The sequence below is a fragment of the Streptomyces sp. NPDC056486 genome (assembly GCF_042795295.1).
Lineage (GTDB): Bacteria > Actinomycetota > Actinomycetes > Streptomycetales > Streptomycetaceae > Streptomyces.
On record NZ_JBHTSF010000069.1, the window covers coordinates 20,500 to 45,446 of the forward strand.

Sequence of the window (24,947 nt, forward strand, 5' to 3'; positions counted from 1 at the left end):
GCCGGAGTCGCAGTCCGCGCGATGGTGGCCCAGACGACAGAGAGTCCCGTGACGGGCCTCAGCCCGCCCGGGCGGAGGCTTCGTGCCTGGCCTCAGCAGAGGGAATCGGCTTGTTCACCCCGCCTGCGCCGTGGCGGCCCAGTAACTCCGCCAGCCCCAGGCCACCACGCCACACGCAAGCAAGCCCGCTCCCTCACCGCCTGCCGCGCTCCAGCCACTCCTCCGCCGACCCCTCCGCCGTGCGCTCCCGCAGGTCAACCCGCCGGATCTTGCCGGAGATCGTCTTGGGCAGCTCCTCCGTGAACTCGATACGCCGGATGCGCTTGTAGGGAGCCAGCACCGACCGGGTGTACTGGAAGATCGCCTCTGCCGTTTCCTCTCCCGGCGTCCAGCCCTTCGCCAGCACGACGTACGCCTTCGGGACGGCGAGCCGCACCGCGTCCGGCGCGGGCACCACCGCGGCCTCCACCACCGCCTCATGCTCAAGGAGCACGCTCTCCAGCTCGAAGGGCGAAATCTTGTAGTCGGAGGCCTTGAATACGTCATCACTTCGACCCACATAGGTGAGGTACCCATCGGCGTCGAGTGATCCGATGTCACCCGTGCGGTAGTAGCCGTCCGCCATCGCCTCGGCGGTGCGCTCCGGGTCGCCGTGGTAGCCGGTCATCAGGCCGACAGGCCTCGCCGACAGATCCAGGGAGATCTCCCCCTCCGCCACTCCCGGTTCACCGGTGACCGGATCAAGGAGCGTGACCCGGTAGCCAGGGCTCGGCCTGCCCATGGAGCCTGGATTCAGCTTCTGACCGGGCGAGTTGGCCACCTGGACCGCGGTCTCCGTCTGGCCGAAGCCGTCCCGGATCACCACGCCCCAGGCGCGGTTCACCGCCTCGATCACCTCGGGATTCAGCGGCTCACCGGCCGCCACGACCTCGCGCGGCGGTGTCCGCAGCTGGGTCAGATCGGCCTGGATGAGCATGCGCCACACCGTCGGCGGGGCGCAGAAGGACGTCACCCCGGCCCGGTCCATCTCGGCCATCAGCCGGCCCGCGTCGAAGCGTGTGTAGTTGTAGATGAAGACGGTCGCCTCCGCGTTCCAGGGCGCGAAGAGGTTGGACCAGGCGTGCTTGGCCCAGCCGGGCGATGAGATGTTCAGGTGGACGTCGCCGGGCTTGAGGCCGATCCAGTACATCGTCGCCAAGTGGCCCACGGGATACGACACATGGGTGTGCTCGACCAGCTTCGGGCGGGCCGTGGTGCCCGAGGTGAAGTAGAGCATCAGCGGGTCGTCCGCGCGGGTGACGCCGTCGGGCTCGAAGGCATCGGGGGCGTCGGCGGCACCGTCGTACGAGATCCAGCCGGGGATGTTCCCGCCCACCACGATGCGGGTGTAGTCGCCGGGCACGGCGTCGAACTTCGCCGTGTCCTCGGGGCGCACGACCACATGGCGGGCGCGTCCGCGCCCGATCCGGTCGCGCAGGTCGACGGGGCCGAGCAGCGGTGTCGCCGGGATGACGACCGCGCGCAGCTTCATCGCGGCGAGGGCGATCTCCCACAGCTCGACCTGGTTGCCGAGCATCACGACGACGCGGTCACCGGCGCGGACCCCTTGGCCGCGGAGCCAGTTGGCGACCTGGTGGGAGCGGCTGGACAGATGTGCGAAGGAGAAGCGGGTGGTGGGCCCGTCCTCGTCGACAATGTGCAGCGCGGTCCTGTCGTTGCCACGGGCGATGACATCGAACCAGTCGAGCGCCCAGTTGAACCGTTCGGGCCGCGGCCAGGCGAAACCCTCGTAGGCGGTGGCGTAGTCCTCACGGTGCCGCAGCAGGAAGTCCCGCGCCGTGCGGAACTGGTCCGTGCCGCTGGTGCCCGTCGTCGTCATTGCGCTCTCCTCGTCGCCGGTCCGCTGCCCGGCGCCTTTGCCGGGCTCTTCGCCGGGGTCATTGCCGGACGCTACGTAACATCGTGTAATTCGTGATGCAGGTCTCACCACCCCCGGACGGGGGTGTCCCGGAGTGAGAATCCCGAAGTGAAAGGGCTGACACGTGACGGCTGACGGAGGCGAGGCGGTCGAGATGCGGGCCGCGCTGCTGCGGCTGCGTCGCGGCACGGGGCTGCCGGTGGCCTTCGGGGGCCTGGTCGAAGGGCAGCGGCAGGTGCGGATCGGCGAGCTGACGGGCACGGGCACGCGTGCGCTGTCCGGGCTCGCGGTGTCGTCCGGAAACGGTCTGGGCGGCAAGGCGGTCGCGCTCTCGCGCCCCTGCGCCGTCACGGATTACCACGACTCGCGCCACATCAGCCATGAGTACGACTCCGCGGTGGCCGCCGAGGGTCTGCGCTCGGTGCTCGCGGTGCCGGTGGTGGTACGGCGACGGGTGCGAGGCGTGCTGTACGGGGCCCTGCGCTCGGCCCAGCCGCTGGGCGACCGGACGCTCTCGGCCGCGGTGGCGGCGGCGCGCGACGTGGAGCAGGCACTTGTCGTACGTGACGAGGTGCAGGCGCTCCTCGTGGCGGCGCGGGAGCCGCAGGCGGGGGCCGGGCCCGCCTGGGAGCAGGTCCGCGAGGCGCACGGAGCGCTACGGGAGCTGGCCCCACGGATCGTCGACCCGGCGCTGCGTGCGGAGATTCTGGCGGTGTGCGGCCGGTTGGCCTCGGCGGCCACGCTGCCGCCGGCACGGGAGCGTTCGGTGTCCCTCGCACCGCGCGAGGTGGACGTTCTCGCGTGCGTGGCCGGGGGCGCGACGAACGCGGTGACGGCGGAGCGGCTCGGGCTGCGCCCGGAGACGGTGAAGGGGTATCTGCGGGCGGCCATGCGGAAGTTGGGGGCACATACGAGGCTGGAGGCGGTGGTGGCGGCGCGGAGGGCGGGTCTTCTGCCGTAGCCACGGCAGTAATCGCTACACCGTTCAGCGCTCGATGACCGTGCCGAAGCGGATGTCGTACGTGGTGGTGGCCGGGCTCATCGGGCCGCGCAACAGCCGCTCGGCCTCGTCGGTCAGTTCGTGGCGCTGCGCCTTGGTGAGGGTGCCGAACGGCTCGAAGGTGAGGACGGCGGAGCCCTTCTCGCCTTCTCCCCCGCCCTCCTCGACGCGCCACACGCCCGCGAGGAAGCCGTCGACCAGGAAGACGCTGTAGGAGAAGTTCCCCTTCCAGGTACGGCCCTTGTAGTCGGGCGGCACGACCCGGCTGCGGTCGGCGTGCGAAAGGAGGAGGTTGTCGTACTCGGGAAGGAGGCGCGCCGGAGCCGGGGTGTCCGCGTCGGGGCGGGACGCGTCGGGAAGGTCGAAGAGCTCGACGCCGCTCTCGTCACGGAACGTACGCAGTTGGGGCCGCAGCCGCTCGAAGACCTCCCGCAGCCGTGTGAGGCCCGCCCAGATCTGCATGTCCTTGACGGAGGCGGGCCCGAAGGCGGCGAGGTAGCGAAGGACGGTGGCGTCGGGCGCGGGCACCGGCTCGCTCGGGCGGCCGAGCCAGTGCTCGGCGGTGGTGAGCGCGACCTGCCCGCTGCGCCGCCACAGACCACGCGGGGTGACCTGGACCAGCGGCAGTGAGCAGCGGGCGGCGACGGCGAGCGACTGCGGGTCGGCGTCGGGCCAGCGGGGCAGCAGGACCTCCCGCAGCTGCTTCATCGTCCGGGGCTCCTCCTCGACGGCGGCGCGGGCGAGCGAGGCGAGCTCCCCCAGGTCGACGCCGGTCAGTCCTTTGCGGAAGGCGTGCAGCTCGCGGTCGCGCGCACCTTGCACCAGCGGGCGCAGGGTGAGGGCGTCGTCGGCGGTGTGCAGGTGGATGGTGGAGCGCATGGTGACGATGCGTACGAGGTCGCGCGCGGCCAGCAGCCCGGACAGGTCCTCCGGGTCGAACTCTTCGAGCCGGGCGGCGAGCGCGAAGTAGGGCGGCTTCACGTTCTGCGCCTGGAGGCCGAGGAGGTGGGCGACGGCGCCCTCGACGGACAGGTGAGCCGAGCGGCGCAGGAGGAGTTGGCGGTCGAGGGTGGCGCGGTTGAGGGCGCGTCGGCTGAGCACGGGGGCGGCTTGCGCCTTGGCCTTCGGCTGGACGCTCGTCGGCTTCGGCGTGCTCGGCGTGCTCGGCGTCTTCGTCATGTTCCGCACGTTAGCGAGGCTTGCGGACATCTACTGTCCGCAAGCCCGTCGAGATGTCGCACGCTCGCAACTTTTGGGACGTATATCCTGCTTCGGAGGTAACCGAGACACACGTTCGACATCGGAGGCAGCCAGCATGGCGGAGCGCCGGACCCGGCCCGTACTGGGCGCGAAAAGGCACGGCTGGCGGCGCACCGACCCGGCCAGGACCGCTTCGGCCTCGGGGAACGGGACCTCCGCCAACCCTGACGCCACGCCCGCGTCGCCCTCCCCCGCACCGGCGGACGCCGTGAGCGTCGTACAGGCCGCGCTCTACCGGGACGGAGTCCGCGTCGCGACGCCCGCCTCCCTCGCCGACACGTTCCGGGAGCTGCGCGAGCAGCACGACGGCATGGCGTGGATCGGCCTCTCGCGCCCCACGGAGGCCGAACTGCTCACGCTGGCGGCTGAGTTCGACCTGCACGAGCTCGCCGTCGAGGACGCGATGGAGGCCCACCAGAGGCCGAAGCTCGAGCGCTACGGGGAGACCCTCTTCGTCGTCCTGCGCGCGGCCCGCTACCTGGACGCCCCGGAGGAGGTCGACTTCGGCGAGCTGCACGTGTTCGTGGGGCCCGACTTCGTCATCACGGTGCGCCACGCCGCCGCCCCGGACCTGACCGCCGTGCGCCGCCGCATGGAGGAGAGCCCGGAGCTGCTCAAGCTCGGCCCGGAGGCGGTCCTCTACGCGATCCTGGACGCGGTGGTCGACGGGTACGCCCCGGTCGTGGCCGGCGTCCAGAACGACATCGACGAGATCGAGACCGAAGTCTTCAGCGGCGACCCGGCGGTCTCCCGCCGCATCTACGAACTCTCCCGCGAGATGGTCGAGTTCCAGCGCGCGACCCGCCCTCTGGTGGCCATGCTGCACTCCCTGATGGCGGGCTTCGCGAAGTACCGCACCGACGAGGAACTCCAGCGTTACCTGAGGGACGTCGCCGACCACGTCACGCACACCAGCGAACGCGTGGACGGCTTCCGCCAGGCCCTCACCGACATCCTCACGGTCAACTCCACGCTGGTCACCCAGCAGCAGAACGCGGAGATGCGGGCGCTCGCGGAGGCGGGCTTCGAGCAGAACGAGGAGATCAAGAAGATCTCGTCCTGGGCGGCAATTCTGTTCGCTCCCACACTCGTAGGAACTATCTACGGCATGAACTTTGACCGCATGCCGGAGCTGGACTGGAGGTTCGGATACCCCTTCGCCGTTGGCCTCATGGGGATTGTTTGCGCCAGTCTGTATGTGATTTTCAAGCGGCGGGACTGGCTCTAGGGTCCGGCAATCGCCCCTCAGGCCACACGGACGCGGCCACCTGGAGCGCTGCGACGGGCCACGCCCACTTCATCCTGCTGAACCCGGCGAAGACGTCCACTGGGACGTCATCCAGCAGTGCCTTCACGACGACCAGCTGCCACTCGAAGTCAAAGTCGCGGGTGCCGTGGTCCACCTCTACGCCCAGCCGCTGAGCCGGATCGCCGCCGACTGATCCTCGACCGCCAGCCCGTTCCTCTGCCCCCACCGCTCGACACCCTTGTCGAGCAGCTCGCCACCGAGCACGGCAAGAAGGCCGAAACCGGGCCGACACCGACATGGCTCTTCCGCGGCAGCTACCCGGACCGGACCATACCCGTGAGCACTCTCCAGCAACGGCTCAACTCCCATGGCATCAGAGCCAAACCATCCCGAGTCACCGCCTGCCTGAACCTCGCCCAGGACCTGCCGCCGGCCGTCCTGGCCTCCATCACCGGCATGCACGTGATCACGGCGGAACAGTGGCACCGACGAGTCACACCCGACTGGAGTGCCTACCTCGCCGCCCGGCGCCGGGCGACGAATAGCGGCTGCACTCCTGTCCGGGCGCGGCGAGACGTGCGCCGAGGAACGAGCTATGCACCGTCGTTGCCATCGCGCAAAGAGTGGATCATGCTCTGCAGGATTCGGAACGCGCCTGACTGCTCGGTCTCGGTCATGCCGGCCAGCATTCTGACCTCGACGGACCGGACCGCTACGGTCGCCTTCTCAAGGCTCCGTCGGCCGCGGGGCGTGAGCCGCGTGGGAAGGACCTTCCCGACGGGTGCCTCCGCGGGCCTGGTCACGTAGCCGTCTCGTTCCAGGGCCTGGAGCAGCACGTTCATCGACTGCCGTGTCACGAACGCGCCCCGCGCGAGCTCGGAGTTCGACAAGCCCGGCCGTTGAGCCAGCAGCTCGAGGCAGGAGTAGTGCGTCACGCTCATCCCGAGTGGCCGCAGCACCTCCTCCATGGCTGCGCGCAGGGCGCTCGAAGCCTCTTTCAGCAGGTAGCCCAGTGATTTGTCCAGGTCGACGCCGACACCTTTTTGACTCATGTCAGAAGTCTGACATACATTGGCTCGTGTCAGGAATCTGACACGAAGAGAAGGAGTATCATCATGCCCGCCACCGGCCCCGACTTCATCTCGCTCCAGGCGCGCGACCTCGACGCTTCGCAGGCGTTCTACGAGCAGTACCTCGGCCTCGTCCGCTCGCAGGCCGGACCTCCGCACGCCGTCGTCTTCGAGACGAAGCCGATCGTGTTCGCACTCCGCGACGTCGTTCCCGGCACCGATCTCGCATCCATTGCCCAGCCCGGCATTGGTGCCGCGATCTGGCTCCACGCCACCGACGTCCAGGCCATCCACGATGCTCTCGTCGCCGACGGTCACACCATCGTCTCCGCACCGATTGACGGCCCCTTCGGCCGGACATTCACCTTCGCCGACCCCGACGGCTACCAAGTCACTCTCCACGACCGTGCCTGATAAGCCGAACGCCACCAACGATCACCGTTTCCCGGAAGACCGCCGGTTGCGCCCGAGGCAACCTGGGCACCTACCAGCGCATCGTGTCCGCCTGCCGACACCCTGACCGCCGCGCCGGCAAGACCGACCTCACCGCCGTCATCGAAACAATCAACCACGGCGTCCCGGCCCGGCCCTCTCCGCCAGGGCCACGCACAGCTGACCGGGACTCTCCGTCGTCGCCAGCATCGTCGACGTCCACGGAGGCGACCTCCGGCTGACACCCAACCCCGACGGCGGGCTCACCTACTCGGGTCTCACTGCCGACCGCCCCGCCCCACCCCCGTACAGGTCCCGGCGGGCCGTCGTGAAGCGGCGTAGGGCTTCGGGCAGGGGGGTGATGCCGATGCCGGGAGTGCGGGGGACCGGGAGGTGGCCGTCCTGGAGGACGAACGGTTCGGTGATGTCCTCGGCGAAGTAGCGGCTGGAGGCGGATGTGTCACCGGGGAGGGTGCAGCCGGGGAGGGCGGCGAGGGCCAGGTTGGGGGCACGGCCGATGCCGGTCTCCAGCATGCCGCCGCACCAGGCGGGCACGCCGTGGGCGGCGGCGACGTCGTGGAGGCGGCGGGCCTCCAGGTAGCCACCGACCCGGGCGGGCTTGATGTTGACGACGCGGCAGGCGTCCATCGCGATGGCGGAGGCGGTGTCGCGGGCGTTGTGCAGCGACTCGTCGAGGCAGACGGGGGTGGCGATGCGGCGCTGGAGGAGGGCGTGGGCGTGGAGGTTGTTCTCCTCCAGCGGCTCCTCGATGAGCAGCAGGCCGAACTCGTCGAGGCGGCCCAGGTGTTCGGCGTCGGCCAGGGTGTAGGCGGTGTTGGCGTCCACCTGGAGCGGCAGTTCGTCGCCGAAGCGTTCGCGGACGGCGCGGACCGGCTCGACGTCCCAGCCGGGCTCGATCTTCAGCTTGATCCGGACGTAGCCCTCGGCGAGGTAGCCCGCCACGTCGTCCAGGAGGGCGGGGATCGAGTCCTTGATGCCGACGGACACCCCGGCGGGCACCCGGTCGCGGACGGCGCCGAGGTAGGTGGCGAGGGACATCTCGTGGGCGCGCAGCTCGGCGTCGAGGACGGCCGTCTCCAGCGCGGCCTTCGCCAGCTCGTGGCCCTTGATCTTCGCCATGGCGGGGGCGAGGGCGGCCGTCGTCAGCTCCGGCAGGGCGGTGACGCGGGGCAGCAGGAAGTCGCGGATCACGGTCTCCGCGCCCGACACGTACTCGGAGCAGTACAGGGGCTCGGGGTCGGCGGCGAACTCCGACCAGCCCTCCGCCTCGTCGGTGACGACGTGGAGCAGGAAGGTGTCCTTCGTGGTCATCGTGCCGAAGGAGGTACGGAACGGGGTGACCAGGGGGATGGCGACGTGGAGGAGTTCGACGTGGTCCAGCTTCATGCCGGGTTGCCTTCCTGGGGCGCGGGGTCGGCGGGGGTGAGGGTGTACCAGCCGTCGCGGGACATCGACGTGGCGGTGTATCCGTCGGCGAAAGCTTGGGTGAAGACCTCGCGGACGGCGTGCCGCCAGCGCAGCGCGAGCGCGGGGTCGGTGGCGCGCAGCTCCACGATGTCATCGGGGACGCGGCAGCGGAGGGTGTCCCCGGCCCGGACGGCGAGCGGGGCGCCGTCCGGGCCGGTGGCAAGGGGCGTACCGGCGGAGGACACGACAGGTTCGGCGGGCTCGGCGGGCCGGGCGGGCGTACGGTCGCGGGCCGGGTCCGAGGCCAGGTCCCAGGTGACGGTGAGGCGGTCGCTCTCGTCACCGTCGTTGAGGCCGTCGGTCATCGGCCCGTAGAAGTCGACGAGGTACTCGGTGCCGGCCGCCCCCAGCTTGACCAGGTTGAAACGGGCGTTGCGGCCCACCAGAGGGTCGAACGTCCACCGCATGGCGCGTGCCCCGCGGTCGAGGGCCCAGACCCGCTGCGCCTGCTTCACGGCGAGCCCGACTCCGCGGTCGCTGGTACGGGCGGCGGCGACGAAGGAGTACACGTCCTGGGCGCGGGGCTCCCCGAACACGGCGACGGCCGCGCCGCACAGCTCGCCCCGGCCGGTGTACGCGGCGTGCACGGCGCCGCCCGCGTGCACGAGGCTGTGCAGGACCTCGGCCGGGTAGGGCGGGGTGCTGTGCGGGGTCTGCCACACGTCGCTGAAGAAGTCGGTGACGGCGGCGATGCCGGGTACGTCGTGGACGGTGCGGGTGGTGACGCCGGCCGCGAGCGCGGCGGCCGCGGCGCGATCACGTACAGAGGGTGCTCCTGTCATGCCTTGAGTCTCTTCGGGCCGGTCCTGGAAACGGTTGTCCGTCGGGACAAGAGAGTTCTAAAGTCGTGTGACGATCGACCAAAAGGGGCCGTGCCGGATGTTCGGCGGACGCTGACCGCCCCCGCCGTCGGCCGTTCCCGCCGTCGGCCGTTCCCGACCCGCGAAGCGAGAGGTCCCATGGACTCCCCCACCCTCAGCGATCTGCTCGACGTACTCGGTGGGTCGTCCGTGCGCGCCGTCGCCTCGCCCGGCGGACTCGGCGTGCGGGTCGGCGAGGTACTGCTGTACGACGCCGACGCTCCGCTGCCGAACGCCCCGGGCGCGGTGCTCCTCGCGGTCGGGATACGTCCCCCGGCGGCGGGGCCCCTGCTGCACGCCGCCGCCGCTGCCGGCATGGCGGCCGTGGTCGTGCGCGGTGCGGATGGGCCCCTCTCGGCAGCCGAGCAGGCCGGGATCGCGCTGCTCGCGGTCGACGAGGACGCTGCCTGGCACCGGGTCCACCTGCTGCTGTCCTCGGCCGCCGGCGCGCGGGCCGGCGGCCCCTCCTCGGCGACCTCCGCGGCCGGGGACCTCTTCGCCCTTGCCGACGCCATCGCCGCAGCGGTCGGCGGGGCCACCGCGATCGAGGACCCGCGTCAGCGCATCCTCGCCTACTCGACCGTGCCCGGGCAGGCCGTGGACGAGGACCGCAGGCAGGGCATTCTCGGCCTCCAGGTCCCCGAAAGCCCGGACAACGCCGAGCAGTACCGGGCACTGTTCGCCGCCGGAGAGCCGTTGCGGCTTCCCGCACTCGACGGCGACAACCTGCCCCGGCTCGCCGTCGCCGTGCGTGCGGGCGGCGAGACGCTCGGTTCCCTCTGGGTCGTCGACGACGGCGGCCTTGTCCCCGACGCCGAGGACGCCCTCGCCCAGGCCGCATCCACGGCGGCCCTGTTGCTGCTGCGGTCCCGCGCCGCACAGGAACTGGGCCGGCACCTCGGCGGTGACCTGCTGCGCCGGGTCCTTGACGGCACGGTCGACCCGGCCACCGCCGCGCACCGCCTCGGACTGGGCGCGGGCACCGATCCGGTGCGGGTGGCGGCGTTCGTCCCGGCGGGCGCAAGCACCGCGCCGGACATCGAGCGGACGGCACTGCGCCTGCTCGACCTGGTACGTCTGCAGTGCGATGCCCGTTACGGCCGCCACGCCTGCGTGCTCGTCGACGGGGTCGTGTACGCGCTGCTCCCGGCGGTCGGCGAGCGCGGCGCGGCCCGGCACCGGCAGCTCGCGCAGGACATCGTGGACCGGGCCGGGCAGGCCCTGCGGGTGCCCGTGCGGGCCGGGCTCGGAGCGCTGGCCGCCGGACTCGCGCGGGCGGTGGACTCCCGGGACGACGCCGACCTGGTCCTGCGCTGCGTCGACGCGGAGCGCCCGGTCGCCCTCGTGGAGGACATCCAGGCCAGGGTGGCCCTGCTGCGCCTGGGTGAACTGGTCTCCGGGCGCAGGGAGTTCGAGGGCGGAACCTGGGCGCGGGTTCTGACGCACGACGCCGCGCACGGCACGGACTACGCCCGCACGGTACGGGCCTGGCTCGACGCGGGCTGCGACATGGCGGGTGCCGCGGAGCGGCTCGCGGTGCATCCCAACACCTGCCGGTACCGCCTCCGGCAGGCCAGGGAACACGTGGGACTGGAGCTGGACGATCCCGACGAGCGGCTGGTGCTCTGGCTCCAGGCCCGGCTGGCGGGCGGCGTCTGAAACCCGCGCGCGGTTCAGCTCAGCCAGGCGGAGAGCTGCTCCTCGCACCGGCCGAGCTGCGCCACCGGGACGAACTCGCCCGGTGTGTGCGCCAGGGAAGGGTCGCCCGGACCGAAGTTGAGTGCGGGCACGCCCAGCCCGGTGAACCGGGCCACGTCGGTCCAGCCCAGCTTGGGGCGGGGTTCGGCGCCGAGTACACCGACCAGCGAGGCGACCGCGGGCCGGTCCAGGCCCGGCAGCGCACCCGGTACGGCCTCCGTGACCGCGAACTCGTACGCGTCCGGCGGGAACTGCTCCACCGGGAAGAGGCCGCGCACGTACTCCTCCGCTTCCTTCGGCGAACGGCTGGGCGCGAAGCGGGCGTTGAGGGAGATGACGCAGCTGTCGGGGACGACGTTCCCGGCCACCCCGGCGCGCACGGAGACGGCGCTCAGCCCTTCGCGGTACTCCAGACCGTCGATGACGACCCGCTCCGGCGTGTGGTCGGCCAGCCGTTGCAGCACCGGGGCGGCGCGGTGCACGGCGTTGGTCCCCATCCAGGCCCGCGCGGTGTGGGCGCGGGCGCCGCGCACCGTGATGTCGGCGCACAGGACGCCCTGGCAACCGGCCTCGACCCCCGCGTCGGACGGCTCCATCAGGATCGCGAGGCCTGCGTCGAGCAGCAGCTCCGGCCGCTCGGTGGCGATGCGGTGCAGCCCGTTGCGGTCGCCCTCGACCTCCTCGCACTCGTAGAAGACGTACGTGACGTCGCGGGTGGGCCCGGTGAGCGCCGCCGCCAGGCGCAGGGCCACGGCGACGCCGCCCTTCATGTCGCAGGCGCCGAGGCCGTACAGCCGCTCGCCGTCGAGCCGGGCGGGCAGGTTGCCCGCGGCGGGCACCGTGTCGAGGTGGCCGGCGACGACGACCCGCTCGGGGCGGCCGAGCATGGTGCGGGCGACGACCGAGTGGCCGATCCGTTCGACGGTCAGGTGCGGCAGGGCGCGCAGCGCCGCCTCGACGGAGTCCGCCAGGGGCCCCTCCTCCCCGCTCTCGGAGGGGATGTCGACGAGTGCGCGGGTCAGCTCGACGACGTCGGCGTCGAGATCGAGAACGCGGGTCACGACTGCTGCTCCTTCGTGTGGTCGTTCATGTGCTTCTTCGTGTGTTCCTTCGTGGCGCCGAGCCGGGAGTGCTTGATGCCGTACAGGGCGTACACGGCGAGGCCGACCGCCATCCACACGCCGAACGTGATCCAGGTGTCCGCGCCGAGGCTGAAGAGCATGTAGACGCAGCAGATCACGCCGAGCACCGGGACCAGCGGCGACAGCGGTACCCGGAAGCTGCGGGGCGCGTCGGGGTTGCGGCGGCGCAGCAGGATGACGGCGATGTTGACCAGGGCGAACGCGAACAGGGTGCCGATGCTGGTGGCGTCGGCGAGGCTGCCAAGCGGGACGAGCGCGGCGAGCACGGCGATGAAGGAGGAGACGATCACGGTGTTGGCGCGCGGCACTCCGCTCTTCGCGTGCACCTTGGAGAAGACGGCGGGCATCAGGCCGTCGCGCGACATGGCGAACAGGATGCGGATCTGCCCGTACTGGACGGTGAGCACGACGCTGGTGGTCGCGACGACCGCGCCGATCGACAGCAGGATCGGCCAGAGGCTGCCGCCGCCCACGGCCCGCACGAGGACCTCGCTGAGCGTGGCCTCGGTCCCCTCGAAGTCGCCCCAGGGCATGGCGCCGAGCGCGGCCACGGCGACCAGGACGTACAGCACGGTGACCAGGACGAGCGAGAGGATGATGGCGCGCGGCAGGTCCCGCTGCGGGTTCTTCGCCTCTTCGCCCGCCGTGGAGGCGGCGTCGAAGCCGATGTACGAGAAGAAGAGCGAGGCGGCGCCCGCACTCATCCCCGCCGCGCCGAGCGGAAACAGCGGCTGGAAGTTGCCCGCGCGGAACGCGGTGAAGGCGACGGCGCAGAACATCACCAGGGCGGCCACCTTCACGCCGACCATGACGGCGTTGGCGACCGCGCTCTCCTTGGCGCCGCGCAGCAGCACGATCATGGAGAGGACGACGATGACCGCGGCGGGGACGTTGACGACCCCGCCTGCGCCGGGCGGGGCGCTGAGCGTGTCGGGCAGGGTGACGCCGAAGACCAGGTCGAGCAGCTCGTTGACGTACTGGCCCCAACCGACGGCGACCGCCGCGACCGACACCCCGTACTCCAGGATGAGGCACCAGCCGCACACCCAGGCGACGAGCTCTCCGAGTGTGGCGTACGCGTAGCTGTACGAGGACCCGGAGCGCGGGATCATGCCCGCGAGCTCGGCGTACGACAGGGCCGAGAAGAGCGCGGTGACCCCGGCGAGGACGAAGGACACGATGATCGCGGGGCCCGCCTCGGGCACCGCCTCGCCGAGGACGACGAAGATGCCGGTGCCGAGGGTGGCGCCGACGGACAGCAGGGTCAGCTGCCACATGCCCATCGTGCGCCGCAGCGCACTGCCGGCCGGCTCCGCGGCGGACACGTCCTGCCGTCGGGTCAGGCGGTGCTTCAGGCCACCGCCGGGGCCGGTGCCGGGGCCGCCGCCCGGCACTGTTCGGACCGCATTCAAGGCACCGCTCCCCTCACTACACGCTTTCGTTCGACCTGATGATGCTGAGTGCCGATCGCAAGAGGGTGAGAATATCCGCCAGAAAGCGGGGGACGGGTTTGGCCCATCAGCCAAAGCGCCCGAGGGAAACGGTGCGCGGAGCCCGACGGAGGGCGTCAAATTCAAGAAGATCTCCTCGTGGGCGGAGACTCCCTTTGCACCCACTTGCACCCACGCTGGTGGGAACGATCTACGGCATCAAGCGGCGGGACTGGCTGTAGCGGCGACAGCGGCGCTTACGGCGTGGCCAGAGCCTCGCTCGTCCACGCGGCGCGCAGTGCCTTCTTGTCCACCTTGCCGACCTTGGTCGTCGGCAGCCGGTCGAGGAGCACCGTCTTGCGGGGCGTGTACAGCTCTCCCAACTCGGCGGTCACCGCCGCGCCGACCGTGTCCGGGTCCACGTCCGTGCCCTCGGCCGTGGCCAGGAAGATCTGTACGGCCTCCCCGAACTCCTCGTCCGGCACGCCAAGTGCCGCCGCGTTGCGCACACCGGGCAGCGTGAGCAGGAAGTCCTCGAGGACCCTGGAGTAGACGTTGTCGCTGGTGCTGCCGGTGACGATGATGTCCTTGGCCCGGTCGACGAGATAGAGGTACCCCTCGGCGTCGAGATAGCCCATGTCGCCGGTGCGCAGCCAGCCCTCGTGCAGCGCCTGCGCGGTGCGCTCCGGGTCCTCGTAGTAGCCGAGCATCACCGTCTCGCCCCGGACACACACCTCGCCGACCTGCCTTGCGGGCAGCGCCGCCGTGCTGTCCTCGCCGCGGATCTCGATCTCGGTGTCGGATATCGCGCGGCCGCAGCTGCGCCACAGTTCGGGACGCCGGGCCCCCTTGGAGGCGAGGTCGTCCGCGCCGAACGCGGCGATACCGAGTGCCTCCGACTGGCCGTAGCCCTGACTGAGCACCGGCCCGAAGACCTCGACCGCCTGCTGCAGCCGGCTGGGCGACGAGGCCGCGCCGCCGACGACGATCCGCCGCAGCGCGGGGAGGGCGCCCGGCACGCACTCCGGGTGGTCGAGAAGCGCGTACAGCATCGGCGGTACGAACATGGTGGCGGTGATCCGCTCCTCGCGCAGCACCGCAAGGGCCGCGCTCGCCTCGAACTCGGGCAGCACGACGAGGACGGCCCCTGTCACCAGGGCCTGGACCGAGGTGAGATGGCCGCTGCCGTGAGTGAGCAGCGTGGAGGCGAGCACCCTGTCCGTGCCCGGGTTCATGGTCGGGAAGACGGCGGGGCGGGAGTCCTGCGGGGCGTTCTCCGCCAGGTCCACCAGCGCGTCGTAGAGCCGGTGGCTGTGCGCGGCCAGCTTGGGGCGGCCCAGGGTGCCGCCGGTGTAGAGAACGGTGACGGCCTCGTCAGCTCCCGGGGCGGGCACACCCTCGGGGCGCACCGCAGGGAACTCGGCCTCCAGGGCCAGCAGGTCCGTGCACGCCTGCTCGCAGGGCCCGAGGCTGAGCAGCACAGGCGCGTGGACGCTGCGGCCGGCCGCGTCGGCGGCCCGCTGGGCGAAGAGCGGGTCGGTGACCACGGCGCGCGCCCGGGACTGCTCGACCAGCGCGGCGAGCTCGCCGGGTCCCGGCTCGGGCGGCAGGAACACGACGCGGCAGCCGATGAGATGGACAGCGAGCTGCACCAGGACGGAGTCCACACGGTTGGCCAGGAACAGCCCCACGCCGTCGCCGGGTTCGAGCCCCTGTCCGCGCAGTGCGTGCCCCAACCTGAACAGCCGCCGCCGAGCCTCCCCCCGGGTCAGCCGCTGTGCACCCTGGACGAGCGCCTCGGCGTCCTCGTCCTTGTGCCAGCGCTCCAGGATGCGGTCCAGGTACGTCTGCGGCTCGGATGTTTGCTGTGGGCTAATGATCATGGACATATGCAAACATGCCGCTCGGGAGTCGTGGCTTCACAGGGGGCAACTTCGGCCATCCACCGGCGGAGTACTATGACCCGGCCCGGTGGACGGACGACCTCAACGCTGCGGGGCCGTCGCGGGCAGTTCCACAGTGATACGGAGCCCGCCGGCGGGGCGCGGGGTGAGGGTGAGCGTTCCGTCGTGTGCTCGCGTGATGGTCTGGACGATCGCCAGGCCGAGGCCGACGCCCACGTGATCGGCGTGGAGACGTTCGGTGCCGCGCCTGAACGGTTCGGCGAGCGTCGATGCCATCTCCGGGGTGATCTTCTCGCCGGTGTTCTCGACAGTGAGCACCACTGTCCTGGGGCGGACGCCGATATGGACGCCGGTATGGACGCCCGTATGGACGCCCGTATGAATCCATACGCCGCCCCGTTCAGGCAGGTTGTGGATGATCGCGTTGTGCACGAGGTTCGTGGTCAGCTGCCGCAGGAGCGCCTGCGATCCGCTCGTGGGGGCGATGTCACCGCTGGTGTCGAGGGTTACGCCGTGTTGTTCCGCGAGGGGCAGGAGTGTCTCGGTGGCTTCTTCCGCCATGAGGGACAGGTCGACGTCTTCGCGGGTGAAGGACCGCTGGTCGGCGCGGCTGAGCAGGAGCAGCGCCTCGGTGAGGTCGATGGCCCGGGTGTTGACGGCGTGGAGGCGGTCGAGGAGTTCACCGGTGTCGTGGTGCGGATCGGTGCGGGCCACGTCGAGCAGGGCCTTCGAGATCGCCAGCGGGGTGCGCAACTCGTGAGAGGCGTTGGCTGCGAATCGCTGCTGTCCTGCGACGTGCGATTCGAGCCGGGCGAGCATCGCGTCAAAGGCGTCGGCGAGTTCTCGGAACTCATCGTTCCTGTCGGCGAGACGGATGCGGTGCGAGAGTGATCCGGCGGTGGCCATGCGGGTGGCGTGTGTGATGCGGGTCAGCGGGGCGAGCATGCGGCCGGCGAGGAGCCACCCTCCCCCTAGGCCGAAAACCAGCAGGATCGCCATGACCCCGGCCGCCCTCGGGGCGAAGACGCGCAGGAGTTGGTACCTGACGGGAAAGACGCCGTCGGGGTTGTCGTCGGGGTTGATGAGCATGGCCCGGTCGGGGACGTACCGCAGGAGGAACACCCATACCGCCGCCAATAGCAGCGCGCCGGCCAGCATGAGAAATCCGGCGTAGCTGAGGGTCAGTTTGACGCGGACGCTCACACCAGGCTGCTCATCCACGTTCCTCTCCCTCACATCCGGAGTCGATGCGGTAGCCGACGCCCGGCACGGTGGCGATGGTCCAGGGCTCGCCGAGCCGTTTGCGCAGTGCCGAGACGGTGATGCGCACGGCGTTGGTGAACGGGTCGGCGTTCGCGTCCCACGCGCGTTCCAGGAGTTCCTCGGCGCTGACGACACCGCCTTCGGCGGCGACGAGGACTTCCAGCACGGCGAACTGCTTCCTGGTCAGCGCGACAAAGCGGCCGTCCCGGTAGACCTCGCGGCGGAACGGGTCGAGCCGCAGACCCGCGATCTCTCGTACGGGCGGCCTGTGGTGGGCGCGTCTGCGGTCGAGTGCTCTGAGCCTGAGCGCGAGTTCTTGGAGTTCGAAGGGCTTCGTGAGGTAGTCGTCGGCGCCGAGTTCGAACCCGGACGCCTTGTCGTCGATACGGTCGGCCGCGGTGAGCATGAGGATCGGCATGCCGCTGCCGGAGGCGACGATGCGTTGGGCGATCTCGTCACCGGACGGCCCCGGGACGTCGCGGTCGAGGACGGCGATGTCGTAGGCGTTGACGCTCAGGAGTTCCCAGGCGGTGTCGCCGTCACCCGCGATGTCGGCCGCGATCGCTTCCAGGCGCAGACCGTCGCGAATTGCTTCTGCCAGAAAGGGCTCGTCCTCGACGATCAGCACACGCATGCTCTCGATGCTACGAGCCTGCACATATCGTCGGCATATCGAAATTCCCATACGTGCCGGCAACGCCGCGCTGCCTTGACTGGCGGCATGAATCACACCAACACCCTGTCATCTGCCACCCTGTCATCTGCGCGAACAACGACTTCCCGTATTCAACGGCGTCTCGTTGTCGGCCTCATGGCCGCCGCAGCGGCGACGGCCGCGACCCTCGGCTATCAGGCGCAGAATTCCCCGTCTTCCTCGTTCTCCTCTTCTTCCTCGTCTTCCCCTGCCGCATCGCTGGGCAAGGCCGACGGTGCCGTCCCCGACGGCACGACAGTCTTCGACGAAGACATTCCGGCTGTCGCCAACCTCGATCCGGATTTACTCGAGGCCCTCCGCGAGGCTGCGAAGGACGCCGAGGGCGACGGGCTTCCCCTCTACGTCAACAGCGGCTGGCGTTCCCCGGAATACCAGGGCCGGCTTCTTCGCGAGGCGGTCTCCAAGTACGGGTCCGAAGCCGAGGCAGCCCGGTGGGTGGCCACCGCCAAGACGTCTCCTCACGTGTCGGGGAAGGCGGTCGACATCGGGCGCTCCAACGCGACGGCGTGGCTCTCCGAACACGGCACCGAGCACGGGCTCTGCCAGATCTACCGGAACGAACCCTGGCACTACGAGCTGCGCTCCGAGGCGATCGATGACGGCTGCCCGCAGACGTACGCCGACCCCACCCAGGACCCGAGGATGCAGAAGTGAGCGGTAGTGAGCCAGGACAGACGATCGTGCAGGTCGACACGGCGGAGCAGACCGGGCAGGAGGACGCCGACCGCCGGGCGCTCCGCGCCTCCGCCCGTCCCGGGCCCTGGAAACGCGGCCTGGTGCTCGCGGCGCTTGCGCTGCTGCTCGGCCTGCTCATGCTGCTGCACGCACAGTTCACGGACCGCGGGGGCCTCGGCAGCCTGGTGGAGACCTTCCTGCCGTGGTTCGGCCTGTTCATCCCGGTGCTGCTCGCCGGGGCTCTGTGGCGCCGCTCCGCCTCCGCGGTTCTCGCGCTGCTGCTACCGGTCGTCGCGTGGCTGAGCCTCTTCGGCGGGCTGCTCATCGACAAGTCCCACTCCACGGGCAGCGATCTCACCGTGGCCGGTCACAACGTCGACGCCGACAACCCCGACCCGGCAGGCACCGCCCGCGACCTGGCCGCGTCCGGCGCGGACGTGCTGGGCCTGGAGGAGGTCACCCCGCAGGCGAAGCCGCTGTACGAGAAGGAACTGGCGAAGGCGTATCCGCACCACACGGTGCAGGGCACGGTCGGACTGTGGAGCAAGCTGCCGCTGTCGGACACCCGGCCGGTCGACACCGGGCAGGACGTCGGACCGCTGGGTGACACCAAGCCGACCGAGGCCAAGATGGCCGGCAACCGGGCGCTGCGCACCACGGTGGCCACGGACCGGGGTCCGCTGGCGGTGTACGTGGCCCACCTGGGGTCCGTGCGGGTGTTTCCCAGAAACGGCTTTGAGACGGACGACCGGAACCGCGGCGCGCAGGCGCTCGCCAAGGCCGTCGCCGCCGAGCACAACGAGCGGGTGGTGTTGCTCGGTGACCTCAACGGCACCATGGACGACCGCGCGTTCGCCGGTATCACCTCGCACCTGCGCTCGGCCCAGGACTCGGCCGGGGACGGCTTCGGCTTCAGCTGGCCGGCGAAGTTCCCGGTGGCGCGGATCGACCAGATCCTGGTCCGGGGCGTGGAGCCGGACAGCTCGTGGGTACTGCCGGCCACCGGCAGCGATCACCGGCCGGTGGCGGCCGGAATCAGCTGGTGAAGACCGCGCCTGTGCAGGCCTGTCAGGCCTGCACAGGGAAGACCGCGGCACCACGCGCCGCTCATCAAGACCCAGGCCATGAACGGGACGGAGACCAAGACCGCCGGGACTTGAGGTTGAACGGGGCGAACTCGTCCACCATCGCCGCTAGCGGGCCGACTTCCCCGTCTCCGTCACGGGGCGATCGTGCCGCAGCTCGTCGAAGAGGCGGGTCGACCTCTTGGCGTCCCACTTCAGTACGTTGCCCTTGGAGGTGGGGACGCCGAAGCCGGACACGGGCACGTTGATCCGCTTGCCGGCTCCGCCCGAGACGCTCTGCACGGCGCGGAACATCTCGCTGAGATCGCGCAGGCTCATGTCCTTGTCGACGATGAGCGTGTCAAGACCGGCCTGCATGGCCGGGCCGATCTCCGTCGGGTCGAAGAGGGTGCCTGGCCTGGCGGCCTGGTGGGCGAGGGTCGACAGGAACTTCTGCTGGTTCTTCGACCGGCCCAGATCGCCCTCCCTCTCCTGGTGCCGCTGGCGGACGAAGGCCAGCGCCTGCTTACCGCTCAGGGTGTGACAGCCCTTGCGCAGGTCGGCGCCCGACTTCTCGTCCTTGATGTCCCGGTCCAGGCACATCCGGACGCCGCCGATGGCATCGACGATGTTCACGAACCCGGCGAAGCCGATCTCCGCGTAGTGGTCGATGCGAAGGCCGGTGTTCTGCTCCACGGTGTGCACGAGGAGTTCGGGTCCGCCGTAGGAGAAAGCGGCGTTCAGTTTGTCTCCCTCGGGCCGCTTCGTCTTGCCCGTCGTCGTGTCGAGGCGGCCGGGCAGAGTGACCCAGGAGTCGCGCGGCAGGCTGACCATGCTGCTTCCGTTCGCCCCGGTGTGCAGCAGCATCATCGAGTCGGTGCGCCGCCCGCCGCCCCCTCCGGCGTGCAGGTCCTGTACGTCGCCGTCGGAAAGCCCGTCGCGGCTGTCCGAGCCCACGACGAGGTAGTTGGTGCCCTCGCCGGGCGGCGGACGGTCCCCGTACGCGCCCAGGTCGACGTCACGGTCGAGCCGCGTCTCGGCCCAGCCGTACGTGCCGCCCGCCGCGACGACCACGGAGGCCAGCAGGACGAGCACCACCCGTCGTAGCCGCTTTCGCTTCTTCGACTGCCGGGCGTGGGCGCGCCGGGGCCCGTAGTGGGAGCTCGGGCGGTCGGCGAAACGCTCACGCGCGGTGGAGGAGCCTTCCGGGGCCTCCGCGTAGAGGCCCTCTTCGGCCCGCTGGTCAAGCGCGTCCGACATGGTCAACTCCCTTGGTCTCCACGGGCATCTCTGCAGGCGTCTCTACGGACGCCTCTCCGGACATCTCTCCGGACGGCGCTTCGAGCAGATACGGATCGGCGGTTCCGGTGCGGTGCATGCTGTGCCACTTCAGGCGGGTGCCGAGCAGCGCCGTGGTCACGGAGTGGATGACCACCAGGTACATCAACTGCCGGTAGACGAACTGCTGGAGCGGCAGCACCCACAGCACGCGCAGCCGCTCGCGGTCGAGCCGCAGCGCGTACGCGGCGGTGATCAACTGGACGGAGAGGAAACCGAACCAGACGAGGCCTGCCTCCAAGGGGTCACGGAACAGCGCCCCGTACAGGGCGAACATGTCCACGACCGGCGCGCACAGCGGAAGAACGATCTGGAACAGCGTGACGTAGAGCAGCACGCGACGGCCGAAGCGTCCGGCGGGGCCGACCTCCGTCACCGCGTGACGGTGCTTCCACATCGACTGGAGGGTGCCGTAGCACCAGCGGTAGCGCTGACGCCACAACTGCCGCAGCGAGCTGGGCACTTCGGTCCAGGCGACCGCGGACTCCGCGTAGACGACGCGCCATCCTGCCCGCCAGAGCGCCATCGTGAGGTCGGTGTCCTCGGCCAGGGTCTCGTCGCTGACCCCACCGACGCCCATCAGCGCGTCCCTGCGGAAGGCGCCGATCGCCCCCGGCACCGTCGGCATGCACTCAAGGACCTCGAACATCCGCCGGTCGAGGTTGAAGCCGAGTACGTACTCCAGGTGCTGCCATTTGCCGAGCAGACGGCGCCGGTTGCCGACCTTGGTGTTGCCGCTGACGGCACCGACCGCCGGGTGGGCGAGCGGCTGGATCAGGCGGGCAAGGGCCTCGGGCTCGAAGATGGTGTCCGCGTCGACCATGACGACGATGTCGTGCCTGGCGTACCCCAGACCGGTGTTGAGGGCGCTCGGCTTGCCGCCGTTGGGCTGCCGGATGACCGTCACCCGCGGATCGTCGATGCCCTCGGCGATGTCGGCGGTGGCGTCGGTCGAGCCGTCGTCGATCACGATGATCTGAAAGTGCGGGTGGGTGGAGGCGAGCAGCGAGTACACGGTGGAGGCGATGCCGGCCTCCTCGTTGTACGCGGGCACAAGGACCGTCACCGGGTCCCGCACCTCGCGAAGGCGTGGTGCGCCGGGCCGGTACCGGTGGAGCCTGCGCACGTGGAGCCGGGCGAACAGCATGAACAGGAGCATCCGCAGGACGCCGAGCACACCGGTGAGGGTCAGTGTCCACACCATGACGGTGAGGAAGGCCTGCCCGAGCCGCTGCGACCAGAGCAGGCCCACGCCCTTGACCTCCTGGGCGACCGGGACCTGCTCGACGAAGGAGGGACGGCCGAGGCCGCCGCTCACGGTGGTGAACCGCTTCACGCTGCGGTCCCGCAGCAGATCCTCGGCCTCGCGGTAGCCCAGGTCGGTCTGGCTGTGCTGCGAGACGAGGCCACGCCACGGCTTGCGGTCCTTGTAGTCGGAGGCGACCACCAGGTACCCCTGCCCCGCCGCGTCCTGCGCGGCCGTCCACTCGGGGCCGCAGAGCGTGTCCGCGGCCGTGGTGTGCGGCAGCCGCAGCAGGGTGGTGTTGATGCCTGCCGCACCCGCGAGAGCGCTCTGGGTGAGCGACAGTTCGAGGCGTGCGCGCAGCGGCGACGCGACACCGAGGTCGCCGCCGCTGTAGGTGTACGAGCCGATCTCGTGGCCCTCGCGAACGATCCGCCGCAACAGCTTGGGGTGCTGGGCCGCGTCCTTCCCGTAGACGAAGAAGGTCGCGCGTGCGTGGTGCCTGCGCAGCAGGTCGAGCAGGCGCGGCGTCCACTCGGGGTCGGGCCCGCCGTCGAAGGTGAGCGCGACGGTCCTCGGCGGCATGGCCGTGGTGGCGGCCGCCCCCGTCGGGCCGAACCTCAGCAGCGGCTTCCCGTCGTCCGCCTGGCGCGGGATCGGCCGGGTGCAGAGCGGTTTGGTGCGTGCGGCGTCGACCTGGTGGGTCGTCCAGCCCTCGAAGAGGAGGGTGACGGCGACCACCAGGAGGACAAGGAGGAGCACGAGCCAGTGTCCGCGCGGCGGGCGACGGACGCCCTCAGCGCGCCGGCTCACTGCTTCAGGCCTCCGGCCGGCGGCGGGGCTGATCTGCCGGCCGGAGGCTGACCGGCGTCCGGGCCGGAAGGCGCAGGTGCGTTCGTACTCGGCGGCTGCGTGCCCACGGACTGCTGCAGTCCGCTGATCAGCGTGCCGACGAACACCAGATACCCGAGGCAGGCGACGCCGACGACCAGTGCCATGCCTTGCAGCATCCGCCTGCGCCAGCCCGAATGATCGATGAAGACCGGGATCTGGGGTTCGGCGGGCCGGGGACGCCGTGCCACCGGGGGCATGCGGGGCGCCGCCGCCCGGTGCGGCATGCGCTGCGCCATGTCCCGGCTCGTGTGCTGTGCCCGTCCGGGCGCGCTCGGCGGGCACGGGGGTGTGGACGACAATCGCCCGTCGTGCGGTGTGCTGGCTATGTGGGGGATGCCCTGCACTGGTGCTCCTGATCTGCGGCCGCGCACGCGCGACTCTTTGTGTGGGGGTACGGACCCGGGGGTCCGCTGTACTGCTGGTGAGACGTACTGCACTGCTGGTGGGTCGTACTGCCCGTGAGAGACGTCGGAGCCGCATCCCGGTGCCCTGCGCGTACGGAGAATTTCCCGTACGTGCGCATGCGGTGCGCCCTTCCCGGGTGGGGCCGGGAAAGCCACGTACGCATGAGCCCTCACAAGGGCCGGGAGGCCGGGGTGCGGCCGTCAGCCATCACGCAGCCCCCGACCCTACTCGGGCGGACGCGGTCGGGCACCCCCGAACGGGCCGTGGCGGCGGTCACCCCGGCGGCGCGGCAGCAGGCAGTTGACGGGGCAACGAATCAGCCGCCCGGCCTGCAAACAGCCGTGAGGGGGCGACACCGTCCGTTCACCTTGCGGCCCGCTGGGCGACGCCATACCGGTCAGGAACCCTTCACGGCAAGATCACAGAGTGCTCTCTGTCATTACTCGCCCGTAACACTGCACCTGACAGACCCATGACAGAGAGGATCCCCTCCATGGCCAAGTCCCGCAGAAAACGGCCCTCTTACGGCCGACTCGCCCTTGTCACGGCTCTCGCGGCCATCGCCGCGACCGTGCCCCTGAGCTCCGGCGCCCTCGCGGCCACGGCACTGCCCGCCGTCGAGCCGCGCGCCGAGACCCCCGCCCTGCACGACGACGAAGCGGGCGGCGACGCCGACGCCGACGATCCGGCGATCTGGCGCAACCCCGCCGACCCGGACCGCAGCCTGGTCGTCGCCACCGCCAAGCAGGGCGGCCTTCGCGTGTACGACCTCCACGCGCGCGAGGTGCAGTCCGTTCCGGCGCCAGCCGCGCCGGGCCCCGATGACGCGCCAGGCCGCTTCAACAACGTCGACCTGGTGCACGGTCTGCGCCTGCCGTCGGGCCGCGCGGACCTGGCGGTGACCAGTGACCGCGGCAGCGACCGGCTGCGCGTCTACCGCATCGACCGGAATCGCGCGGGCGGCCCGCTCGCCGATGTCACCGACCCGTCCGCGGCACCCGTCTTCTCGTCCTCGCAGGAGGAGATCAACGAACAGCGCACCGCGTACGGGCTCGCGACGTGGACGGACCCGTCGACGGGCCGGTCCTACGCCCTGGTCAGCCAGCGGGAACGGACCCGCATAGCGCTTCTTGAGCTGACCCCGAAGAGCAACGGCACGGTCGGCTACCGCAAGGTCCGCACGCTCGACCTGCCCGCCGACTTCCGCCTGCCGAACGGCACTTCGTGGTCGCCGTGCGGCGAGCCCGGCGAACTGCCGCAGGTGGAGGGGATGGCCGTGGATCCGGCCAACGGCACGCTGTACGCGGGCCAGGAGGACGTCGGCATCTGGCGGATCCGCGCCGACCTGACCGGCAAGCCACAACTGGCCGACAAAGTGCGCGAGTTCGGCGTGCCGGGTACGTACGACGAATCGACCGAGGAGTGCGTCGCGGGCGCCGACCCCGGCTATGGCGGCAAGCATCTCAAGGCCGACGTCGAGGGTCTGACGCTGCTGAACCAGGACGACGGCGACGGCTATCTGCTGGCCTCCAGCCAGGGTGACAACACTTTCGCCGCCTACGACCGTGAACTGTCCGACCGCAACGAGTACGAGGGCGGCTTCCGCGTCACCGCCGCCTCCTCCGCGCTCGACGGCTCCGAGGAATGCGACGGCGCCGCGGCACTGAACGAGCCGCTCGGCGCCACGTACCCGCACGGACTGCTCGTCGTGCAGGACGGTCACGACGCGCCCGGCGATCCCGAAAGGCCTTCCACGGACTTCAAGTTCGTGGATCTGGGTGACGTGCTCGACGCCGTCGACGACTGACACGGCACACCCTGCGCCGGGCAAGGCGGCACGGCGTGCCCACTGGCAGACATACGGGCAGGCGAGCGAGGAGGGTGGCGGCCCCACGGGGG

The 24,947-nt window shown here is 70.7% G+C and carries 20 protein-coding genes; 7 read left to right on the forward strand and 13 right to left on the reverse strand.

Annotation, left to right across the window (positions count from 1 at the left end):
• Positions 1-193: 193 nt before the first annotated feature.
• Positions 194-1,879, reverse strand: coding sequence for an AMP-binding protein (locus tag ACFQ7F_RS25300; protein WP_383274214.1), 1,686 nt, complete (start codon positions 1,877-1,879; stop codon positions 194-196).
• 193 nt (positions 1,880-2,072) lie between these two features.
• Between ACFQ7F_RS25300 and ACFQ7F_RS25305 the strand changes: the two genes are divergently transcribed.
• Complete coding sequence (locus ACFQ7F_RS25305; RefSeq protein WP_383274267.1) at positions 2,073-2,879, forward strand: response regulator transcription factor; 807 nt, start codon at positions 2,073-2,075, stop codon at positions 2,877-2,879.
• 24 nt (positions 2,880-2,903) lie between these two features.
• Here the strand turns inward: ACFQ7F_RS25305 and ACFQ7F_RS25310 are convergent, their stop codons facing one another.
• Positions 2,904-4,097, reverse strand: a complete 1,194-nt coding sequence (locus ACFQ7F_RS25310) for a winged helix DNA-binding domain-containing protein (RefSeq protein WP_383274217.1) — start codon at positions 4,095-4,097, stop codon at positions 2,904-2,906.
• 136 nt (positions 4,098-4,233) lie between these two features.
• Between ACFQ7F_RS25310 and ACFQ7F_RS25315 the strand changes: the two genes are divergently transcribed.
• Positions 4,234-5,406 carry a CorA family divalent cation transporter gene (locus tag ACFQ7F_RS25315; protein ID WP_383274220.1) on the forward strand — a complete coding sequence of 391 codons (1,173 nt, stop codon included), beginning with the start codon at positions 4,234-4,236 and terminating at the stop codon, positions 5,404-5,406.
• Positions 5,407-6,020: 614 nt separating this feature from the next.
• On the opposite strand, the gene ACFQ7F_RS25320 is transcribed toward ACFQ7F_RS25315, so the two are convergent.
• Positions 6,021-6,479 (reverse strand): MarR family transcriptional regulator, encoded by a 459-nt coding sequence (locus ACFQ7F_RS25320; protein ID WP_351130531.1) that lies wholly within the window; start codon positions 6,477-6,479, stop codon positions 6,021-6,023.
• 63 nt (positions 6,480-6,542) lie between these two features.
• On the opposite strand from ACFQ7F_RS25320, the gene ACFQ7F_RS25325 reads away from it, so the two are divergent.
• Positions 6,543-6,911 (forward strand): VOC family protein, encoded by a 369-nt coding sequence (locus ACFQ7F_RS25325; protein WP_383274224.1) that lies wholly within the window; start codon positions 6,543-6,545, stop codon positions 6,909-6,911.
• A 285-nt stretch (positions 6,912-7,196) separates the two neighbouring features.
• Here the strand turns inward: ACFQ7F_RS25325 and menC are convergent, their stop codons facing one another.
• Both menC and ACFQ7F_RS25335 read right to left on the reverse strand, forming a co-directional pair.
• A complete protein-coding gene (menC, locus tag ACFQ7F_RS25330; protein WP_383274226.1) occupies positions 7,197-8,336 on the reverse strand; it encodes an o-succinylbenzoate synthase in 1,140 nt (379 codons plus the stop codon).
• Entirely contained in the window at positions 8,333-9,199 is an 867-nt protein-coding gene (locus tag ACFQ7F_RS25335) for a chorismate synthase (RefSeq protein ID WP_383274229.1), read from the reverse strand. The genes menC and ACFQ7F_RS25335 overlap by 4 nt, the downstream gene beginning before the upstream one ends.
• Before the next feature lie 177 nt (positions 9,200-9,376).
• On the opposite strand from ACFQ7F_RS25335, the gene ACFQ7F_RS25340 reads away from it, so the two are divergent.
• Complete coding sequence (locus ACFQ7F_RS25340; RefSeq protein WP_383274232.1) at positions 9,377-10,936, forward strand: PucR family transcriptional regulator; 1,560 nt, start codon at positions 9,377-9,379, stop codon at positions 10,934-10,936.
• A gap of 14 nt (positions 10,937-10,950) precedes the next feature.
• Here ACFQ7F_RS25340 and dapE read toward each other — a convergent pair whose 3' ends face one another.
• The 5 genes from dapE to ACFQ7F_RS25365 form a co-directional block, all read right to left on the reverse strand.
• Positions 10,951-12,036: a succinyl-diaminopimelate desuccinylase gene (gene dapE / locus ACFQ7F_RS25345; RefSeq protein ID WP_383274235.1), complete on the reverse strand. Its 1,086-nt coding sequence runs from the start codon at positions 12,034-12,036 to the stop codon at positions 10,951-10,953.
• Positions 12,033-13,529 carry an amino acid permease gene (locus tag ACFQ7F_RS25350; RefSeq protein ID WP_383274238.1) on the reverse strand — a complete coding sequence of 499 codons (1,497 nt, stop codon included), beginning with the start codon at positions 13,527-13,529 and terminating at the stop codon, positions 12,033-12,035. The genes dapE and ACFQ7F_RS25350 overlap by 4 nt, the downstream gene beginning before the upstream one ends.
• 275 nt (positions 13,530-13,804) lie before the next feature.
• Complete coding sequence (locus tag ACFQ7F_RS25355) at positions 13,805-15,430, reverse strand: class I adenylate-forming enzyme family protein (protein WP_383274240.1); 1,626 nt, start codon at positions 15,428-15,430, stop codon at positions 13,805-13,807.
• A 102-nt stretch (positions 15,431-15,532) separates the two neighbouring features.
• Positions 15,533-16,672 (reverse strand): sensor histidine kinase, encoded by a 1,140-nt coding sequence (locus ACFQ7F_RS25360; RefSeq protein ID WP_383274243.1) that lies wholly within the window; start codon positions 16,670-16,672, stop codon positions 15,533-15,535.
• Positions 16,665-17,348 (reverse strand): response regulator transcription factor, encoded by a 684-nt coding sequence (locus ACFQ7F_RS25365; protein WP_383274246.1) that lies wholly within the window; start codon positions 17,346-17,348, stop codon positions 16,665-16,667. Before ACFQ7F_RS25365 ends, ACFQ7F_RS25360 begins: the two co-directional genes overlap by 8 nt.
• Before the next feature lie 177 nt (positions 17,349-17,525).
• On the opposite strand from ACFQ7F_RS25365, the gene ACFQ7F_RS25370 reads away from it, so the two are divergent.
• Both ACFQ7F_RS25370 and ACFQ7F_RS25375 read left to right on the forward strand, forming a co-directional pair.
• A complete protein-coding gene (locus ACFQ7F_RS25370) occupies positions 17,526-18,083 on the forward strand; it encodes a M15 family metallopeptidase (protein WP_383274249.1) in 558 nt (185 codons plus the stop codon).
• Positions 18,084-18,109: 26 nt separating this feature from the next.
• On the forward strand, positions 18,110-19,150 hold the full coding sequence (locus tag ACFQ7F_RS25375; protein WP_383274269.1) for an endonuclease/exonuclease/phosphatase family protein: 1,041 nt from the start codon (positions 18,110-18,112) through the stop codon (positions 19,148-19,150).
• A 147-nt stretch (positions 19,151-19,297) separates the two neighbouring features.
• Here ACFQ7F_RS25375 and ACFQ7F_RS25380 read toward each other — a convergent pair whose 3' ends face one another.
• From ACFQ7F_RS25380 to ACFQ7F_RS25390, 3 genes are read right to left on the reverse strand one after another with little or no spacing between them, the layout of a single operon-like run.
• A complete protein-coding gene (locus ACFQ7F_RS25380) occupies positions 19,298-20,428 on the reverse strand; it encodes an LCP family protein (RefSeq protein ID WP_383274252.1) in 1,131 nt (376 codons plus the stop codon).
• Positions 20,412-22,562, reverse strand: a complete 2,151-nt coding sequence (locus tag ACFQ7F_RS25385; RefSeq protein ID WP_383274255.1) for a bifunctional polysaccharide deacetylase/glycosyltransferase family 2 protein — start codon at positions 22,560-22,562, stop codon at positions 20,412-20,414. The genes ACFQ7F_RS25380 and ACFQ7F_RS25385 overlap by 17 nt, the downstream gene beginning before the upstream one ends.
• Positions 22,559-22,879, reverse strand: a complete 321-nt coding sequence (locus tag ACFQ7F_RS25390; protein ID WP_383274257.1) for a hypothetical protein — start codon at positions 22,877-22,879, stop codon at positions 22,559-22,561. Before ACFQ7F_RS25390 ends, ACFQ7F_RS25385 begins: the two co-directional genes overlap by 4 nt.
• Before the next feature lie 662 nt (positions 22,880-23,541).
• On the opposite strand from ACFQ7F_RS25390, the gene ACFQ7F_RS25395 reads away from it, so the two are divergent.
• On the forward strand, positions 23,542-24,855 hold the full coding sequence (locus ACFQ7F_RS25395) for a phytase (protein WP_383274260.1): 1,314 nt from the start codon (positions 23,542-23,544) through the stop codon (positions 24,853-24,855).
• Positions 24,856-24,947 lie beyond the last annotated feature (92 nt).

Excerpts from the sequence above, each read along its gene's own strand:
- ACFQ7F_RS25300 (WP_383274214.1), bottom strand. The coding sequence starts at position 1,879 with ATGACGACGACGGGCACCAGCGGCACGGACCAGTTCCGCACGGCGCGG.
- ACFQ7F_RS25305 (WP_383274267.1), top strand. The coding sequence starts at position 2,073 with ATGCGGGCCGCGCTGCTGCGGCTGCGTCGCGGCACGGGGCTGCCGGTG.
- ACFQ7F_RS25310 (WP_383274217.1), bottom strand. The coding sequence starts at position 4,097 with ATGACGAAGACGCCGAGCACGCCGAGCACGCCGAAGCCGACGAGCGTC.
- ACFQ7F_RS25315 (WP_383274220.1), top strand. The coding sequence starts at position 4,234 with ATGGCGGAGCGCCGGACCCGGCCCGTACTGGGCGCGAAAAGGCACGGC.
- ACFQ7F_RS25320 (WP_351130531.1), bottom strand. The coding sequence starts at position 6,479 with ATGAGTCAAAAAGGTGTCGGCGTCGACCTGGACAAATCACTGGGCTAC.
- ACFQ7F_RS25325 (WP_383274224.1), top strand. The coding sequence starts at position 6,543 with ATGCCCGCCACCGGCCCCGACTTCATCTCGCTCCAGGCGCGCGACCTC.
- menC (WP_383274226.1), bottom strand. The coding sequence starts at position 8,336 with ATGAAGCTGGACCACGTCGAACTCCTCCACGTCGCCATCCCCCTGGTC.
- ACFQ7F_RS25335 (WP_383274229.1), bottom strand. The coding sequence starts at position 9,199 with ATGACAGGAGCACCCTCTGTACGTGATCGCGCCGCGGCCGCCGCGCTC.
- ACFQ7F_RS25340 (WP_383274232.1), top strand. The coding sequence starts at position 9,377 with ATGGACTCCCCCACCCTCAGCGATCTGCTCGACGTACTCGGTGGGTCG.
- ACFQ7F_RS25355 (WP_383274240.1), bottom strand. The coding sequence starts at position 15,430 with ATGATCATTAGCCCACAGCAAACATCCGAGCCGCAGACGTACCTGGAC.
- ACFQ7F_RS25365 (WP_383274246.1), bottom strand. The coding sequence starts at position 17,348 with ATGCGTGTGCTGATCGTCGAGGACGAGCCCTTTCTGGCAGAAGCAATT.
- ACFQ7F_RS25370 (WP_383274249.1), top strand. The coding sequence starts at position 17,526 with ATGGCCGCCGCAGCGGCGACGGCCGCGACCCTCGGCTATCAGGCGCAG.
- ACFQ7F_RS25380 (WP_383274252.1), bottom strand. The coding sequence starts at position 20,428 with ATGTCGGACGCGCTTGACCAGCGGGCCGAAGAGGGCCTCTACGCGGAG.
- ACFQ7F_RS25390 (WP_383274257.1), bottom strand. The coding sequence starts at position 22,879 with ATGGCGCAGCGCATGCCGCACCGGGCGGCGGCGCCCCGCATGCCCCCG.
- ACFQ7F_RS25395 (WP_383274260.1), top strand. The coding sequence starts at position 23,542 with ATGGCCAAGTCCCGCAGAAAACGGCCCTCTTACGGCCGACTCGCCCTT.